Here is a 17,790-nt window from a genome sequence, read left to right as displayed (position 1 = left end):
CATTCAGCCTGAGTTAACTCAGTTCTTGGCTTTCTTGGCAGCGCGGGTACGCTCGCCTTCGTCCAGGATCTTCTTACGCAGGCGGATCGACTTAGGCGTGACTTCGCACAGCTCGTCGTCCTGGATGAATTCCAGAGCCTGTTCCAGGGTGAAGCGAACAGGTGGAACCAGAGCGATGGTTTCGTCTTTACCCGAAGCACGCATGTTGTCGAGCTTCTTGCCTTTGGTTGGGTTGACGCCCATGTCGTTGTCACGGCTGTTCAGGCCAACGATCTGACCGTTGTAGATCTCTTGACCGTGTTCAACGAACAGCTTGCCACGCGCCTGGAGGGTTTCCAGGGAGTAGGTCAGCGCCTTGCCGGTTTCTACCGATACCAGAACACCGTTCTGACGACCGGACATGTCGCCGGACTTCATGGTGTCGTAGCGATCGAAGATCGAGGTCAGGATGCCAGCACCGTTGGTCAGGGTCAGGAACTGGTTACGGAAACCAATCAGACCACGAGCAGGGATGTTGTATTCCAGACGCACACGGCCTTTGCCATCCGGCACCATGTTGGTCAGGTCGCCCTTACGCAGGCCCATCTCTTCCATGACCTTGCCCTGGGATTCTTCAGGGGTGTCGATGGTGACGTTTTCAAACGGTTCCTGCTTCACGCCGTCAACCTGACGGATGATCACTTCAGGACGACCAACGCCCATTTCGAAGCCTTCGCGACGCATGGTTTCGATCAGTACCGAGAGGTGCAGCTCACCACGGCCGGAAACCTTGAACTTGTCAGCCGAGTCGCCTTCTTCAACGCGCAGAGCAACGTTGTACAGCAGCTCTTTGTCCAGACGTTCCTTGATGTTACGGGAAGTCACGAACTTGCCTTCTTTACCGCAGAAAGGCGAGTCGTTTACCTGGAAGGTCATGGAAACGGTTGGCTCGTCAACGGTCAGAGGCTTCATCGCCTCGACGTTGTCCGGCTGGCACAGGGTGTCGGAGATGAACAGCGAGTCCATACCGCTCACACACACGATGTCACCGGCAAACGCTTCTTCAACGTCGATGCGGTGCAGGCCGTGGTGACCCATCAGCTTCAGGATACGACCGTTGCGCTTCTTGCCGTCGGCGCCGATGGCGACCACCGGAGTGTTCGGCTTGACGCTACCACGAGCGATACGGCCAACACCGATAACACCCAGGAAGCTGTTGTAGTCCAGTGCCGAGATTTGCATCTGGAACGGGCCTTCACGGTCAACTTTCGGAGCCGGTACGTTGTCGACGATCGACTGGTACAGCGGGGTCATGTCTTCAGCCATGTCGGTGTGTTCCAGACCGGCAATGCCGTTCAGGGCCGAGGCGTAGACGACTTTGAAGTCCAGCTGTTCTTCGGTGGCACCCAGGTTGTCGAACAGGTCGAAGATCTGGTCCAGAACCCAGTCCGGACGCGCGCCTGGACGGTCAACCTTGTTGATGCACACGATCGGACGCAGGCCGGCTTCGAAAGCCTTCTTGGTCACGAAACGGGTTTGCGGCATAGGGCCGTCTTGAGCGTCAACCAGCAGCAGAACGGAGTCAACCATCGACATTACGCGTTCAACTTCGCCGCCGAAGTCGGCGTGGCCCGGGGTATCCACGATGTTGATGTGGTAGCCGTTCCAGTTGATGGCGGTGTTTTTCGCCAGAATGGTAATACCGCGCTCTTTCTCCTGGTCGTTGGAGTCCATCACGCGCTCGTCGTTGAGCTCGTTGCGCTCCAGGGTGCCGGATTGACGCAAGAGTTTGTCTACCAGGGTGGTCTTACCATGGTCAACGTGAGCAATGATGGCGATGTTGCGTAGATTTTCGATCACTTGTGTATCTCGATCAGAGGATTCGGTGTGCTGACAGGTCGTGGCAGCGATTAACAGTAGAGTCAGGCCTTGCCGTTACAGCTTGACGGCAGAGTCGGGGGGCCGGTGACGCAGGCCACAGGCAAACAGCCCCGGGCTCTTAGCTCGGTCGATAAACGCGCACATTGGCATGCCCCTCACTGAGCAAATGGTGGGCATGCAGGCGACTCATCACGCCTTTGTCGCAATACAACAGGTACTGACGGCTGTCATCCAGTTCCTTGAAACGCGCATTCAATGCATAGAACGGCAGCGTTTGTACGTCGATGCCAGCAATTTCCAGCGGCTCGTCTTCAGCGGCATCCGGGTGACGGATGTCGATGATGATCTGACCGGCCAGAGCCTCGCTGACTTCTTCGATCTGCAAATCCTGGCCCAATTCGTCGATAACCCGATCGATCGGCACCAGCTTGGCGTTCTCAAGCGCACGCTCGAGCACCGCCATATCGAACTGTTGTTCTTCGTACTCCACGCGGTTGCGCTTGGCGTGGGTCTTGGGGTTCACCGAGATGACCCCGCAATATTCCGGCATGTGCTTGGCGAAATCCGCCGTGCCGATCTGGGTCGCCAGGTCGATGATGTCTTGCTTGTGACTGGCGATCAGCGGGCGCAGTACCAGCTTCTCGGTCACAGAGTCGATCAACGACAGGTTCGGCAGGGTCTGGCTGGACACCTGGGAAATCGCTTCACCGGTGACCAGTGCGTCGATTTCCAGCCGATCCGCGATTCGGGACGCAGCGCGTAACATCATACGCTTCAATACTACGCCCATATGACTGTTATCGACTTTCCCGAGAATTTCTCCCAGGACTTCCTCGAACGGTACGCTGACAAACAGCACCCGTTGCGAGCTGCCGTACTTCTTCCAGATGTAATGCGCGACTTCCATCACGCCCAATTCGTGTGCACGCCCGCCCAGGTTGAAAAAGCAGAAGTGGCTCATCAGCCCGCGGCGCATGATCTGGTAGGCCGCGACAGTGGAATCGAAACCGCCGGACATCAATACCAGGGTCTGTTCCAGGGCACCCAGCGGGTAGCCGCCGATGCTGTCGTGCTGGCTGTGGATCACAAACAACCGTTGGTCGCGAATTTCCATCCGCACTTCAATTTGCGGCTCTTTCAGGGAAATTCCGGCAGCGCCGCACTCGCGACGCAGCTTGCTGCCCACATATTTCTCGACATCCATGGAGCTGAACGGGTGCTTGCCGGCGCGTTTGCAACGCACTGAAAACACCTTGCCTGCCAGCACATCGCCGTAGTGCTGCTTGCACTTTTCGGTGATGTCGTCGAAGTCGCCCAGCGGGTACTCGTCGACCTGCAGGAAATGCGCGATGCCCGGCACGCAGCTCAGGCGCTCGGTCATGTCCTTCAGGGCCTTGGGGTCTGTGAGGCGGGTTTCCAGCTCGAGATTGTCCCACACACCATTCACCACCACAGCCGGGTCCAGATCGCGGAGCACGGCACGGATGTTCTTGGCCAATTGACGGATGAAACGCATCCGTACCGGTCGGCTCTTGATGGTGATCTCGGGGAAGACTTTAACGATTAATTTCATGAAAACAGCGCGCGCAGGCCCAGCCGAAAAAGGGGGGCGCGGATTATAGCGGAAATCGCTCAAGGTTTAACCAGTTAATATGCAACTGACCTTTCGCGCACCAAAACGGGTCATAAACCAAAATAAACGCTACATTGCGGTGCGCAATTTCTTCCGTTTCAGCGGATTGCACCTTTATAGGGGCGTTTTTGTGGCAAAAAACCCATGTCGGGGCACTGGCATGCAATTTGCTCTCTTGTGAGGCAGGTTGCCTTGGTCGAGTATTCGCGCCGGCATCACCCACATTCTAAGGGCTACTCCACTACCCCAGCCCGAAGCCACCCGGAGGACACTATGTCGAAGTCGGTTCAACTCATCAAAGATCATGACGTCAAATGGATTGATCTGCGCTTCACGGACACCAAAGGCACTCAGCACCACGTGACCATGCCGGCTCGCGACGCGCTGGATGACGCCTTCTTCGAAGAAGGCAAAATGTTCGACGGCTCCTCCATTGCCGGCTGGAAAGGCATCGAAGCTTCCGACATGATCCTGATGCCGGACGACAGCACTGCCGTACTCGACCCGTTCACCGAAGACCCAACCTTGATCATCGTCTGCGACGTGATCGAGCCTTCGACCATGCAGGGCTACGACCGTGACCCACGTGCGATCGCCAAGCGTGCCGAGGAATACCTGAAGTCGACCGGTATCGGCGACACCGTATTCGTAGGCCCGGAACCAGAATTCTTCATCTTTGATTCGGTCAAGTTCAAGTCCGACATCTCTGGCTCCATGTTCAAGATCTTCTCCGAACAAGGTTCGTGGATGTCCGACCAGGACGTGGAAGGCGGCAACAAAGGCCACCGTCCAGGTATCAAAGGCGGCTACTTCCCGGTTCCTCCGTTCGACCACGACCACGAAATCCGTACCTCCATGTGCAACGCCATGGAAGAGATGGGCCTGGTCATCGAAGTTCACCACCACGAAGTGGCGACTGCCGGCCAGAACGAAATCGGCGTGAAGTTCAACACCCTGGTTGCCAAGGCTGACGAAGTTCAGACCCTGAAGTACTGCGTACACAACGTGGCTGATGCCTACGGCCGTACCGCTACCTTCATGCCTAAGCCTCTGTACGGCGATAACGGTTCGGGTATGCACGTTCACCTGTCCATCGCCAAAGAAGGCAAGAACACCTTCGCTGGCGAAGGTTATGCCGGCCTGTCCGACACTGCCCTGTACTTCATCGGCGGTATCATCAAGCACGGTAAGGCCCTGAACGGCTTCACCAACCCATCGACCAACTCCTACAAGCGTCTGGTCCCAGGTTTCGAAGCTCCGGTAATGCTCGCCTACTCGGCTCGCAACCGTTCCGCTTCGATCCGTATTCCTTACGTGTCCAGCCCTCGCGCTCGCCGTATCGAAGCCCGTTTCCCGGATCCGGCAGCCAACCCGTACCTGGCCTTCGCTGCTCTGGTCATGGCCGGCCTGGACGGTATCCAGAACAAGATCCACCCTGGCGACGCCGCCGACAAAAACTTGTACGACCTGCCGCCTGAAGAGGCCAAAGAGATCCCACAAGTATGCGGCAGCCTGAAAGAAGCCCTGGAAGAGCTGGACAAGGGCCGTGCGTTCCTGACCAAAGGCGGCGTGTTCAGCGACGACTTTATCGATGCCTACATCGCCCTGAAAAGCGAAGAAGAAATCAAGGTCCGCACCTTCGTACACCCACTGGAATACGAGCTGTACTACAGCTGCTGATCCGGTAGCGCTGCGTAACGCGGCGTGATGAAAAAGGCCTCCTTCGGGAGGTCTTTTTTTTGCCCGCAAAACCCTGTGGGAGCGGGCTTACCCGCGAAAAATTCAAAGGCGCCGCATTTCTTCAATATTTACGCGTTATCGTTAACGACCTTCGCGAGCAAGCTCGCCCCTACAGAAGAGGGATCTGCCTTGAAACTAAAAATTGGGTTCATCTTGCTGGCCATCAGCGCCAATGTATTCGCAGCACCACCCACCCTCGCCCCGCTGCTCGACAGCATTGCCGAACGCCTGGCGATTGCCGACCAGGTGGCCCTGAGCAAATGGGACAGCCACAAGCCCGTCGAGGACCGCCCACGGGAGCAGGACGTGATCGCCAGCGTCGTCGCCCAGGCGCCGAGCTACAAACTGGCACCGGCTCAGGCCGAGCAGTTTTTCTCGGCCCAGATCGAGGCGAACAAACTGGTGCAGTACGCCCACCTTTCCGACTGGCAGCTGCAAGGCAAGGCGCCGAATGACCCACGCCCGGATCTGGTCGGCCAGATCCGCCCTAAACTGGACCTGCTGCAAAAACGCCTGCTGCAACAGCTGGCGGACTTCACCCCGGAGCGCACCAACCCGCAATGCCCGCAATGGCTGGCCCAGGCCAATCACGCACCGGCCAAAGACCCGCTGCACCAACTGGCAATGATCCGCGCCACTGCCGAGCTGTGTATCTATAAAATCTAAAATTGCGAACCCCATCAAAATGTGGGAGCGGGCTTGCTCGCGATGGCGGTGTGTCAGTTGATATATGCATGACTGACACGCCGCCTTCGCGAGCAAGCCCGCTCCCACAATTTAGATCCGACCCATTCAGCCAATCAGTCGCTGCCACCAGCTTCCTGAACAGACTTTTCAAAACCGCACTATATTGGTGCGATACGCTGCACCCTTCCCACTTACGCAACCCATTTTGGTTCGAAACTTCCCGTCCAAGCTGGCAGAACGCCACAGTTTCGCGCCTTAAGCCCCCATTTCAGGGCTTTAACGCTTCTTTTCGGAGCTTTGGTTTGGTTTTTGCATTTTCCTTGTATCAGCGTGTGCCTCAAGCCCGCGCCTTGCTCCAAAAGAGGTCCTAATGACCATCAGCGACGCACTGCACCGCCTGTTACTCGACAACCTGACCACCGCGACCATTCTGCTCAATGACGAACTGCGCCTTGAGTACATGAACCCGGCGGCGGAGATGCTGCTGGCCATCAGCGGGCAGCGCAGCCATGGGCAATTCATCAGTGAGCTGTTCACTGAGTCGGCCGAGGCCTTGAGCTCGTTGCGCCAGGCCGTGGAGCAGGCGCACCCGTTCACCAAGCGCGAAGCGATGCTCACCGCCCTCACCGGCCAGACCCTCACCGTCGACTACGCGGTAACACCGATCCTCAGCCACGGCGCCACCTTGTTGCTGCTGGAGGTGCATCCCCGGGATCGCCTGCTGCGCATCACCAAGGAAGAGGCGCAACTGTCCAAGCAGGAAACCAGCAAGATGCTGGTACGCGGCCTGGCCCATGAGATCAAGAACCCCCTGGGCGGGATTCGCGGTGCCGCACAGCTGCTGGCCCGCGAGCTGCCGGACGAAAACCTCAAGGACTACACCAACGTCATCATCGAGGAAGCCGACCGCCTGCGTAACCTGGTAGACCGCATGCTCGGCTCCAACAAGCTGCCGTCACTGGCAATGACCAACGTGCACGAAGTGCTGGAGCGGGTTTGCCAGTTGGTGGAAGCCGAAAGCCAGGGCTGCATCACCTTGGTGCGCGACTACGACCCGAGCATTCCCGACGTATTGATCGACCGCGAGCAGATGATCCAGGCGGTGCTCAATATCGTGCGCAACGCCATGCAGGCCATCAGCAGCCAGAACGAGCTGCGCCTGGGCCGCATCAGCCTGCGCACCCGTGCCCTGCGCCAGTTCACCATCGGCCACGTGCGCCATCGCCTGGTGACCAAGGTCGAGATCATCGACAACGGCCCCGGCATCCCTGCAGAACTGCAGGAAACCATCTTTTTTCCAATGGTCAGCGGCCGCCCGGACGGTACCGGGCTCGGCCTGGCCATTACCCAGAACATCATCAGCCAGCACCAGGGTTTGATCGAATGTGAGAGCCATCCCGGTCACACCACCTTCTCGATCTTTCTGCCACTGGAACAAGGAGCCCCATCGACATGAGCCGTAGTGAAACTGTCTGGATCGTCGATGACGACCGTTCTATCCGCTGGGTCCTGGAGAAAGCCTTGCAACAGGAAGGCATGACCACCCAGAGCTTCGACAGCGCCGACGGGGTGATGAGCCGCCTGGCTCGCCAGCAGCCCGATGTGATCATCTCCGACATCCGCATGCCCGGCGCCAGCGGCCTGGACTTGCTGGCGCGGATTCGCGAGCAGCACCCGCGCCTGCCGGTGATCATCATGACCGCGCACTCGGACCTGGACAGCGCTGTCGCGTCCTATCAGGGCGGCGCCTTTGAATACCTGCCAAAACCGTTCGACGTGGACGAAGCGGTGGCGCTGGTAAAACGCGCCAACCAGCACGCCCAGGAACAGCAGAACCAGGAAGCCCCGCCGGCCCTGACCCGTACCCCGGAAATCATCGGCGAAGCGCCGGCGATGCAGGAAGTGTTTCGCGCCATCGGGCGCTTGAGCCACTCCAACATCACCGTGCTGATCAATGGCGAGTCGGGTACCGGTAAAGAGCTGGTGGCCCACGCCCTGCACCGTCACAGCCCACGGGCGGCGTCGCCGTTCATTGCGCTGAACATGGCGGCGATCCCGAAAGACTTGATGGAGTCGGAACTGTTCGGCCATGAAAAAGGCGCGTTCACCGGTGCGGCCAACCTGCGCCGTGGCCGTTTTGAACAGGCCGACGGCGGCACGCTGTTCCTCGATGAAATCGGCGACATGCCGGCCGACACCCAGACGCGCTTGCTGCGGGTCCTGGCCGACGGCGAGTTTTATCGGGTAGGCGGGCACACCCCGGTCAAGGTCGACGTACGTATCATCGCGGCGACGCACCAGAACCTGGAAACCCTGGTGCACGCCGGGAAATTCCGTGAAGACTTGTTCCACCGCCTGAACGTGATCCGCATCCACATCCCACGGATGTCGGACCGTCGCGAGGACATCCCGACCCTGGCCCGTCACTTCCTCAGCCGCGCCGCCCAGGAGCTGGCCGTCGAGCCGAAGCTGCTGAAAAGCGAGACCGAGGAATACCTGAAGAACCTGCCATGGCCGGGCAACGTGCGTCAGCTGGAGAACACCTGCCGCTGGATCACGGTGATGGCTTCGGGGCGCGAAGTGCATATCAGCGACCTGCCGCCTGAGCTGCTGAGCCTGCCGCAGGATTCGGCACCGGTGACCAACTGGGAGCAGGCGCTGCGCCAGTGGGCCGACCAGGCCCTGGCACGTGGCCAGTCGAACCTGCTGGACAGCGCTGTGCCGGCTTTCGAGCGGATCATGATCGAAACCGCCCTCAAGCATACTGCTGGACGTCGTCGCGACGCCGCCGTGCTGCTGGGCTGGGGCCGCAATACGCTGACACGCAAGATCAAGGAGCTGGGGATGAAGGTTGACGGTGGGGATGATGATGAGGGCGATGAAGGCTGATTGATCCCTCAAGTACACCGAAGATCCAGTGTGGGAGCGGGCTCGCTCGCGAAGGCGATGGTTCAGTCAACATAAGTATCGACTGACGCGCCGCCTTCGCGAGCAAGCCCGCTCCCACATTTGGATCTCCACAAGGTTTCAGCACTGTGCACCGCTTCAATGCACCACGAACCGGCATCGCGCACTTATCCAACGCCTGCAACCCATGCCTTGTTAAGAAAATATTAAAACCAAAAAAAGCCAAAGCCCCGTATTCCGGGGCTTTGCGCTTTCTGAAGAAATTTTTTGGCGCCACTTCGCAATTCTGGCACGCGCCCTGCAATAACCCTGTTACTACCCAGTTTCGGGGACCTTGGTACAGGCAGGCCGAGAATCCCCTCTTTAACACCCGGGGTGCTTGATGCGGATCGCGTCGCGCCCCACACCCGTTTCGGGAACCTCGGTACAGGCAGGCCGGGGATTCCCTCTTTAACACCGAAGCCTTTGGCTTCACCCCGTTTTGGGAGCCCTGGTACAGGCAGGCCGGGAACTCCCTTCTTTACACCCGGGGCTTATGAGGCAACGCGCCCATAGCCCCAGCCCGTTTTGGGAACCTTGGTACAGGCAGGCCGGGGATTCCCTCTTTTATTGCTCCTGGAGATGGATCTCCACCCGCCAGCGTCCATCGGCCTTCTCTCCCGACCACTCCCCGCGCAACGGCCGAGCCGCCACCAGGTTCAGCAGCAAGCCGCCATCGGTCTTGCGTACGCGCCAGTTCACATCCTTGTCATTGACCTTCAATTGGCCGCCCTGGGCCTTGCCAAGCGCATCGAACAGCAGCGCCACGGTGCCGTCGATATGCTCGCCGTGCAGCTTGGGTTCGCTGTTGAACCACACCACCAGGCCATCGGCGGCGGGCTCTACCTGCTGCAGCTCAACCGGGTCTGGCGTGGTCAGCCGGCCGATCATCAGGCCCACCATCAAGCCGACAATCGCCAACGAGCCTAAAACCCGTGGCAATAGCTTCGGCCTGGGGTCTTCTTCAGGGGTAGAATGCAGCGCATCTTTGCCTTCGGAGCCGTGCATGTTTCACGTCATCCTTTTTCAACCAGAAATTCCGCCGAATACCGGCAACGTTATCAGGCTGTGCGCCAACAGTGGCTGCCACCTGCATTTGATCGAGCCCTTGGGTTTCGACATGGACGACAAGCGCCTGCGCCGCGCCGGGCTGGACTACCACGAGTACGCCACCCTGCAACGCCACGCCGACCTTGCCAGCTGCCTGGAAAGCCTGAACCACCCACGGTTGTTCGCGTTTACCACCAAGGGTTCGCGGCCGTTCCATGATGCCAGCTTTGCCGAAGGCGACGCCTTCCTGTTCGGTCCGGAAAGCCGCGGCCTGCCGGCAGACGTGCTGGACGCCCTGCCCGACGGCCACCGCCTGCGCCTGCCGATGCGCGAAGGCTGCCGCAGCCTGAACCTGTCCAATACCGTGGCCGTCGCGGTTTACGAAGGTTGGCGGCAACTGGGGTTCAAGTAACACTGCATAACGAATGTGGGAGCGGGCTTGCTCGCGAAAGCGGAGTGCCAGTCAACGAAGATATCGACTGAAGTACCGCATTCGCGAGCAAGCCCGCTCCCACATTGGATCGGCGTCGTTGCTCAGAACAGCTTACTGAACCGTTGGCGAGCCTTCCTGTTGCATGCGCTGCAGCTCTTGCGCATACAGGGCATCGAAGTTCACTGGAGCCAGCATCAGCGCCGGGAACGAGCCACGGGTGACCAGGCTGTCCAGGGTCTCACGGGCATACGGGAACAGGATGTTCGGGCAGAACGCGCCCAGGGTGTGGCTCATGGACGCTTCGTCCAGGCCCTGGATCAGGAAGATACCGGCCTGTTGCACTTCAGCAATGAAGGCCACTTCTTCGCCGTTCTTGACGGTGACCGACAGGGTCAGCACGACCTCGTGGAAGTCACCTTCCAGTGCCTTCTGACGGGTGTTCAGGTCCAGCGCAACGCTCGGGGTCCATTCCTGACGGAAGATGGCCGGGCTTTTCGGCGCTTCGAACGACAAATCACGCACGTAAATACGCTGCAGGGAAAATTGTGGGCCTTGAGCTTCTTCTGCTGCCGCTTCGGTGTTCTGTTGGTCAGTCATCGCAGATCCTTCGTGATCTTGGGGTCTTTTAGGGGTTAGGAGTCAGACGTGAAGCAGCGCATCCAGTTTACCGGCGCTGTCCAGGGCGACCAGGTCATCGCATCCACCGATATGCTCATCACCAATCCAGATCTGTGGCACGGATGAACGCCCTGCCTTCCTGGTCATCTCGGCGCGCAACTGGGGCTTGCCATCAACCTTGATCTCTTCGAAGGCGACGCCCTTCTTCCTGAGCAGGGCCTTGGCATGCGAGCAATAAGGGCAATAATCGCTGGAATAAACGACAACCTGGCTCATATCACTTCACCAGCGGCAGGTTATCGCCACGCCAGCTGGAAATACCACCCGACAGTTTGGCGGCGTTGAAGCCGGTTTTCAGCATCTCGCGGGCGTGGGTGCCGGAGTGCTGGCCCTGGGCGTCGACCAGGATAATGGTCTTGGCCTTGTGCTTTTCCAGCTCGGCCAGGCGCGAAATCAGTTTGTCCTGGGGAATGTTCAGCGCGCCGACAATGTGACCGGCGGCGAAATCCTTGGCGGGACGAATGTCCACCACTACGGCCTCATCCTTGTTGACCAGGGCGGTCAGCTCGGACGTGCTGAGGCTGCGGCCACCGCGGCTCAATTCGTGAGCGATCAGCAGCGCCAGCAGTACGACGAACGCACCAGCGAGCAAATAGTGGGTAGTGGCAAATGCAATCAGGTGATCAACCATCAAGGAGGTTCCAGGGCGTTAAAATGGCGGTAAGTATACACAGCCGTCATGGTCGGCCAACCCCCGTAAAGCGGTGACGTGGTCGGAACTTCGCTTTAAACTGCCACTCCCTTTTCTATTCCCTTCATTCATTACCGCCGCGAGAGGATCTATGACTACTACGCCTAAACCTTTGGTCCTGATAATTCTCGATGGCTTCGGACACAGTGAAAGCCACCACGACAACGCCGTGTACTCGGCCAGCAAGCCAGTACTGGACCGTCTGAGCGCTACCGTTCCGAACGGCCTGATCTCGGGCTCGGGCATGGATGTTGGCCTGCCGGACGGCCAAATGGGCAACTCGGAAGTCGGCCATATGAATCTCGGTGCCGGACGAGTGGTCTATCAAGACTTCACCCGCGTGACCAAAGCGATCCGCGACGGTGAGTTTTTCGAGAACCCAAACATCTGCGCGGCAGTGGATAAAGCGGTCAAGGCCGGCAAGGCCGTGCACTTCATGGGCCTGCTGTCGGACGGCGGCGTCCACAGCCACCAGGACCACCTGATCGCCATGGCCGAACTGGCCTTCAAGCGCGGCGCCGAGAAGATCTACCTGCACGCGTTCCTCGACGGCCGCGACACCCCGCCGAAAAGTGCCCAGTCCTCCATCGAACTGCTGGATGAAACCTTCAAGACCCTCGGCAAAGGCCGCATCGCCAGCCTGGTTGGCCGCTACTTCGCCATGGACCGCGACAACCGCTGGGACCGCGTGGCACAGGCCTACAACCTGATCGTCGACGGCCAGGCCGAATTCAACGCCGCCACCGCCCAGGAAGGCCTGGAAGCCGCCTACGCCCGTGGCGAGAGTGACGAATTCGTCAAGGCCACCACCATCGGCGAACCGGTCAAGGTCGAAGATGGCGACGCCGTGGTGTTCATGAACTTCCGCGCCGACCGTGCCCGCGAGCTGAGCCACGTATTCGTCGATGCCGGCTTCAAGGACTTCGAGCGCGCCCGCCAGCCGAAAGTCGAATTCGTGATGCTGACCCAATACGCCGCCAACATCCCGGCCCCGTCGGCATTCGCCCCGGGCAGCCTGGAAAACGTGCTGGGGGATTACCTGGCGAAGAACGGCAAGACCCAACTGCGCATTGCCGAAACCGAGAAATACGCCCACGTCACCTTCTTCTTCTCCGGCGGTCGTGAAGAACCGTTCCCGGGTGAAGAACGCATCCTGATCCCGTCGCCGAAAGTCGCCACCTACGACCTGCAGCCGGAGATGAGTGCCCCGGAAGTCACGGACAAGATCGTCGACGCCATCGAACACCAGCGCTACGACGTGATCGTGGTCAACTACGCCAACGGTGACATGGTGGGCCACAGCGGCAACCTGGAAGCGGCGGTAAAAGCCGTGGAATGCCTGGACCTGTGCGTCGGCCGCATCGTCGACGCCCTGGACAAGGTGGGCGGCGAAGCGCTGATCACCGCCGACCACGGCAACTGCGAGCAAATGTCCGACGAATCCACCGGCCAGGCCCACACCGCCCACACCACCGAGCCGGTGCCATTCATCTACGTCGGCAAACGTGACTTTAAAGTACGTGATGGCGGCGTGCTGGCCGACGTGGCACCGACCATGTTGATGCTGATGGGGCTGGAGAAGCCGAAAGAGATGACTGGCACTTCGATTCTGGTCTGACACAGTTCAGGGGTTGCTCAAAACAGGCAGCCCGTCAATAATGGACTTGAGCGCGAAACCAGTTGCCTCCAGCGGCGATAACTGGCGTAGGAACCCCGCAGATGGCTGGATATCCGCGTAGGGTGAGACCTCCACACCCCTGCTTGAGGGTGTGTATATGAATATCAAGCAAGCACTACTTAGGGCAGTTCGAAAGAGCTGCCCTTTTCTTTGGGCGTCACAAAAGCTCGTAACGCTTGTAGAGCAACTCACCATGACGATGCTTGTTCAAGGCCTTGGCGTCTGCCTGCATGAAGTTCCACAGCACATTGCCAGCCTGAATATTGACCACCACCAGTATCTGCCTCCTGGATTCATAAGCCCCAATGAATGCTAAACGGGCGGAGCAATCGCTATAAGCAACACGCCATATTTCCAGAGGCCCCGTCAATGTGTCCAAGGCGAACCTGACATAACGCTCTCTGGCGTCCTGCCGCTTTTCAACAATGTGCTGCAGACAGCTACGCCTGATCGCTATTTGCCCCAAAGGCGAGGCAACTTCCACTTCCGAACAGCTCGAATGGGCAATGCCAAAATGCATTGCGACTATATCGATGGCCGCTTCGACGTCATTGCCGGCGGCCACTTCCTCAAGTGGACGCGCTCGCAAGGCCCGATCCAGACTACGAAGATCGGGAAGCCCATAATCAAGCCACGTATGCTGGCCTTTTGACTCGTGAATACAAGGCATTACTGACTATGCCGACCGTCGGATTAACAGGGCCGAAGAGTCTATTCCGAGCGCAAATGCACCGTCAGGGTGGAGCATTTCAAGGCATTTCGCGAAGCACACAAAACAACTGCAGAAGCACGACACGACGCTCTCAACCGCTCGTCGCCTTCAAAGGGCTATGGGACTTGCCCACAATTGCTTGCAGAATGCGGCCACTGGGCACCTAACTTGCCTGCCAAGCCGAATTGGGCGTTTTTTTTGCAGCGCTTGGCGGGCATACTAGGCCGTCCCTTTCCCTGGTGTCGCCCGCCTCTATGCTTCGCGCCTTGATTACCCTTGCTCTTGTCTGCCTGCTCCAACCGGCGTTTGCCGATGAGCGCGCACAAACCCAACAACAGTTGGACGCTACGCGTCAGGACATTACCGAGCTGAAGAAGCTGCTCGGCAAGCTCCAGGAAGAGAAGTCCGGCGTGCAGAAAGACCTGCGCGGCACGGAAACCGAGATGGGCAAGCTGGAGAAGCAGGTCCAGGAGCTGCAAAAAGAACTAAAGAAGAGCGAGTCGGAACTGGAGCGACTCGACGCTGAGAAAAAAAAACTCCAGAGCGCCCGCGTTGAACAGCAACGCCTGATCGCGATCCAGGCCCGCGCCGCTTACCAGAACGGCCGCCAGGAATACCTCAAGCTGCTGCTCAACCAGCAGAACCCGGAAAAGTTCGCCCGCACCCTTACCTATTACGACTACCTGAGCAAGGCCCGCCTGGAGCAACTGAAAAGCTTCAACGAGACCCTGCGCCAGTTGGCCAACGTCGAGCAGGAAATCGCCAACCAGCAGTCGCAGCTGCTCGACCAGAAAACCGCCCTCGACAGCCAGCGCGACGAACTGGACAAGGTCCGCAAGGAGCGCCAGCAGGCGCTGGCCAAGCTGAATGACGACGTGAAGGCCCGTGACGCCAAGCTCCAGGCCCGCGAGCAAGACCAGGCCGACCTCGGTAAAGTCCTGAAAACCATCGAGGAAACCCTGGCGCGCCAGGCCCGTGAGGCAGAGCAGGCGCGACAAAAAGCGCTGCTTGCCCAGCAGGAAGCCGAAAAAAAGCGCGAGCGTGAAGCCGCCGAGGCAGTCGCCAGCGCCACTACCGACGCCCCGGCCCCGCGTAAACCGGCGCGTGCAGCGCCTGGCCCGCTGGTTTCCAGCGCCGGCGAATCCTTCGGCGGACCTTTTGCTTCAGCTCGGGGCAAACTTCCATGGCCAGTTGATGGTCGATTACTGGCACGCTTTGGTGAAACCCGTGGCGATGACACCCGCGCCAAGTGGGACGGTGTGATGATCAGTGCCGGTGCCGGCACCCAGGTCCACGCTATCCACGGCGGCCGCGTGGTATTCGCCGATTGGCTGCGTGGTGCAGGTTTGCTGGTGATTCTTGACCACGGTAATGGCTATTTGAGCCTTTACGGCCACAATCAAACTTTGCTTAAAGCGGCAGGTGATGTTGTAAAAGCCGGTGAATCCATCTCCACTGTCGGTAACAGTGGTGGCCAGGACACCCCGGCGCTGTACTTCGCTATTCGTCAGCAGGGCCGCCCGAGCGACCCGGCACAATGGTGCCGTACCCAAGGATAAGGGTCGCATCTACATTAGGAGTTCGTTCGACATGCTGCATTTGTCCCGCCTCACATCGCTGGCCTTGACGATCGCTCTGGTGATCGGCGCGCCTTTGGCATTCGCCGACCAGACCGCCCAGTCGGCCACGGCCGCGACCACCAAGGCCCCGCTGCCGCTGGACGAGTTGCGCACCTTTGCCGAGGTCATGGACCGGATCAAGGCCGCTTATGTCGAACCTGTGGACGACAAGACCCTGCTGGAAAATGCCATCAAGGGCATGCTCAGCAACCTTGACCCGCACTCCGCCTACCTGGGCCCGGAAGATTTCGCCGAGCTGCAGGAGAGCACCAGCGGTGAATTCGGTGGCCTGGGCATTGAAGTCGGCGCCGACGACGGCAACATCAAGGTCGTTTCGCCGATCGATGACACCCCTGCGTCCAAGGCCGGCATCCAGGCCGGTGACTTTATCGTCAAGATCAACGGCCAGCCGACCCGCGGCCAGACCATGACCGAAGCCGTCGACAAGATGCGCGGCAAGATCGGCCAGAAAATCACCCTGACCCTGGTGCGCGACGGCGGCACGCCGTTCGACGTGACCCTGACCCGCGCCACCATCACGGTCAAGAGCGTGAAGAGCCAGCTGCTGGAGTCGGGCTACGGCTACATCCGTATCACCCAGTTCCAGGTCAAGACCGGCGACGAAGTGGCCAAGGCCCTCGCCAAGCTGCGCAAAGACAACGGCAAGAAACTCAGCGGCATCGTGCTCGACCTGCGCAACAACCCGGGCGGCGTGTTGCAGGCCGCGGTGGAAGTGGTCGACCACTTCATCACCAAGGGCCTGATCGTCTACACCAAGGGCCGTATCGCCAACTCCGAGCTGCGCTTCTCGGCCACCGGCAACGACCTCAGCGAAGGCGTGCCGATGGTTGTGCTGATCAACGGCGGCAGCGCCTCGGCTTCGGAAATCGTCGCCGGCGCCCTGCAAGACCAGAAACGCGGCGTGCTGATGGGCACCACCAGCTTCGGCAAAGGCTCGGTGCAAACCGTGCTGCCGCTGAACAACGAGCGTGCCTTGAAGATCACCACGGCGCTGTACTACACGCCGAACGGTCGCTCGATCCAGGCCCAGGGCATCGTGCCGGACATCGAAGTGCGCAAGGCCAAGATCACCAACGAAGCCGACAGCGAGTTCTACAAGGAAGCGGACCTGCAAGGCCACCTGGGCAATGGCAACGGCGGCGCCGACCAGCCGACCGGCAGCGGCTCGAAAGCCAAACCGATGCCGCAGGACGACGATTATCAGTTGGCCCAGGCGCTGAGCCTGCTCAAGGGCCTGAGCATTACGCGCAGCCGTTGATATGCGCCGTGGACTGATCATCGCTTTGCTGTGCTGTCTGGCGGGTGTCGCCCAAGGCAACCCCGCCAGTGCAGCCCCCGCTGAACACAAAGCCTACCTGACCCTGATCATCGACGACCTTGGGCAAAACCTGCCCCGGGATCGTCGCGTGCTCGCCCTGCCCGGCCCGGTGACCACGGCGATCATGCCCGACACACCCCACGCCGCCGAATTCGCCCGCGAAGCCCACAAGGCCGGCAAGATCGTCATCCTGCACATGCCCATGGACCCGGCCACCGGCCCGTTCGCCTGGCACCCCGACCTGCCCATCGAAGAGCTGGGCAAACGCCTGGACGCAGCCTTCAAGGCCGTGCCCTACACCGCCGGCATCAACAACCACATGGGCAGCCGCATGACCGCCCAGCCGGAGGCCATGGCCTGGTTGATGGGTGAGCTGCAACGACGCCACAAGTTCTTCGTCGACAGCCGCACCAGCGCTAAAACCGTCGCCGCCTCCGAGGCGCAAAAGATTGGCCTGGCCAGCGTCTCGCGGGATGTGTTCCTCGACGACGAACGCACCGAAGCGGCCATCACCACCCAGCTGCAGACCGCGATCAAGCTGGCCCACAAACAGGGGTCGGCGGTGATGATCGGCCACCCTTATCCACAGACACTGGCGGTACTCGAACGTGAGCTGCCCAAGCTCAAGGCCCAGGGCGTCGAGTGGATCGACATCAAGTTGATGATCAGCCTGCGCAGCAACCAGGCCATGGCCGGCCACGGAAAAAACGGCACTTACCGCTAG

General features: G+C 59.7%; 16 protein-coding genes. 9 read left to right on the top strand and 7 right to left on the bottom strand.

Annotated elements, in window-relative coordinates; all coding sequences use genetic code 11:
* Positions 1–18 precede the first annotated feature (18 nt).
* Positions 19–1,839, bottom strand: coding sequence for a translational GTPase TypA (gene typA, locus HX824_RS00710; RefSeq protein WP_003217997.1), 1,821 nt, complete (start codon positions 1,837–1,839; stop codon positions 19–21).
* 139 nt (positions 1,840–1,978) lie between these two features.
* Positions 1,979–3,433 (bottom strand): tRNA uracil 4-sulfurtransferase ThiI, encoded by a 1,455-nt coding sequence (gene thiI / locus HX824_RS00705; protein WP_023659343.1) that lies wholly within the window; start codon positions 3,431–3,433, stop codon positions 1,979–1,981.
* Between the two features lie 333 nt (positions 3,434–3,766).
* Here thiI and glnA point away from each other — a divergent pair, with 333 nt between their 5' ends.
* The 4 genes from glnA to ntrC all read left to right on the top strand — a co-directional run bounded on the left by glnA (position 3,767) and on the right by ntrC (position 8,809).
* Entirely contained in the window at positions 3,767–5,173 is a 1,407-nt protein-coding gene (gene glnA / locus HX824_RS00700) for a glutamate--ammonia ligase (protein WP_003217999.1), read from the top strand.
* Positions 5,174–5,362: 189 nt separating this feature from the next.
* The gene (locus HX824_RS00695; RefSeq protein WP_177054016.1) at positions 5,363–5,899 is read left to right on the top strand and encodes a chorismate mutase; all 537 of its coding nucleotides are present in this window, start codon (positions 5,363–5,365) and stop codon (positions 5,897–5,899) included.
* Positions 5,900–6,290: 391 nt separating this feature from the next.
* Positions 6,291–7,376: a nitrogen regulation protein NR(II) gene (gene glnL / locus HX824_RS00690; protein WP_003218001.1), complete on the top strand. Its 1,086-nt coding sequence runs from the start codon at positions 6,291–6,293 to the stop codon at positions 7,374–7,376.
* Positions 7,373–8,809, top strand: a complete 1,437-nt coding sequence (gene ntrC / locus HX824_RS00685) for a nitrogen regulation protein NR(I) (RefSeq protein WP_003218003.1) — start codon at positions 7,373–7,375, stop codon at positions 8,807–8,809. The genes glnL and ntrC overlap by 4 nt, the downstream gene beginning before the upstream one ends.
* Before the next feature lie 624 nt (positions 8,810–9,433).
* Here ntrC and HX824_RS00680 read toward each other — a convergent pair.
* Entirely contained in the window at positions 9,434–9,874 is a 441-nt protein-coding gene (locus HX824_RS00680; protein WP_003218005.1) for a hypothetical protein, read from the bottom strand.
* Here HX824_RS00680 and HX824_RS00675 point away from each other — a divergent pair.
* The gene (locus HX824_RS00675) at positions 9,873–10,328 is read left to right on the top strand and encodes a tRNA (cytidine(34)-2'-O)-methyltransferase (protein WP_003218007.1); all 456 of its coding nucleotides are present in this window, start codon (positions 9,873–9,875) and stop codon (positions 10,326–10,328) included. The genes HX824_RS00680 and HX824_RS00675 overlap by 2 nt on opposite strands.
* Positions 10,329–10,460: 132 nt before the next feature.
* Here HX824_RS00675 and secB read toward each other — a convergent pair whose 3' ends face one another.
* Genes secB through HX824_RS00660 form a run of 3 tightly spaced genes read right to left on the bottom strand, consistent with a single transcriptional unit; the run spans position 10,461 to position 11,658 of the window.
* The gene (gene secB / locus HX824_RS00670) at positions 10,461–10,946 is read right to left on the bottom strand and encodes a protein-export chaperone SecB (protein ID WP_003218009.1); all 486 of its coding nucleotides are present in this window, start codon (positions 10,944–10,946) and stop codon (positions 10,461–10,463) included.
* 42 nt (positions 10,947–10,988) lie between these two features.
* Positions 10,989–11,243: a glutaredoxin 3 gene (gene grxC / locus HX824_RS00665; RefSeq protein ID WP_177036574.1), complete on the bottom strand. Its 255-nt coding sequence runs from the start codon at positions 11,241–11,243 to the stop codon at positions 10,989–10,991.
* Between the two features lies 1 nt (position 11,244).
* Entirely contained in the window at positions 11,245–11,658 is a 414-nt protein-coding gene (locus HX824_RS00660; protein ID WP_003218014.1) for a rhodanese-like domain-containing protein, read from the bottom strand.
* Positions 11,659–11,809: 151 nt separating this feature from the next.
* On the opposite strand from HX824_RS00660, the gene gpmI reads away from it, so the two are divergent.
* Positions 11,810–13,336: a 2,3-bisphosphoglycerate-independent phosphoglycerate mutase gene (gpmI, locus tag HX824_RS00655; protein WP_087693337.1), complete on the top strand. Its 1,527-nt coding sequence runs from the start codon at positions 11,810–11,812 to the stop codon at positions 13,334–13,336.
* A gap of 217 nt (positions 13,337–13,553) precedes the next feature.
* On the opposite strand, the gene HX824_RS00650 is transcribed toward gpmI, so the two are convergent.
* Entirely contained in the window at positions 13,554–13,985 is a 432-nt protein-coding gene (locus HX824_RS00650; protein ID WP_256346889.1) for a PBECR2 nuclease fold domain-containing protein, read from the bottom strand.
* Between the two features lie 377 nt (positions 13,986–14,362).
* On the opposite strand from HX824_RS00650, the gene HX824_RS00645 reads away from it, so the two are divergent.
* The 3 genes from HX824_RS00645 to HX824_RS00635 are packed head-to-tail and all read left to right on the top strand — an operon-like array spanning position 14,363 to position 17,790.
* Positions 14,363–15,667 carry a murein hydrolase activator EnvC gene (locus HX824_RS00645; protein ID WP_003218021.1) on the top strand — a complete coding sequence of 435 codons (1,305 nt, stop codon included), beginning with the start codon at positions 14,363–14,365 and terminating at the stop codon, positions 15,665–15,667.
* 31 nt (positions 15,668–15,698) lie between these two features.
* Positions 15,699–17,006 (top strand): S41 family peptidase, encoded by a 1,308-nt coding sequence (locus HX824_RS00640; RefSeq protein WP_003218023.1) that lies wholly within the window; start codon positions 15,699–15,701, stop codon positions 17,004–17,006.
* Between the two features lies 1 nt (position 17,007).
* Positions 17,008–17,790: a divergent polysaccharide deacetylase family protein gene (locus tag HX824_RS00635; protein ID WP_177054015.1), complete on the top strand. Its 783-nt coding sequence runs from the start codon at positions 17,008–17,010 to the stop codon at positions 17,788–17,790.

The sequence above is a fragment of the Pseudomonas sp. D4002 genome (genome assembly GCF_013385665.1).
Taxonomy (GTDB): domain Bacteria; phylum Pseudomonadota; class Gammaproteobacteria; order Pseudomonadales; family Pseudomonadaceae; genus Aquipseudomonas.
This window is presented reverse-complemented; position numbering and strand designations above follow the sequence as displayed.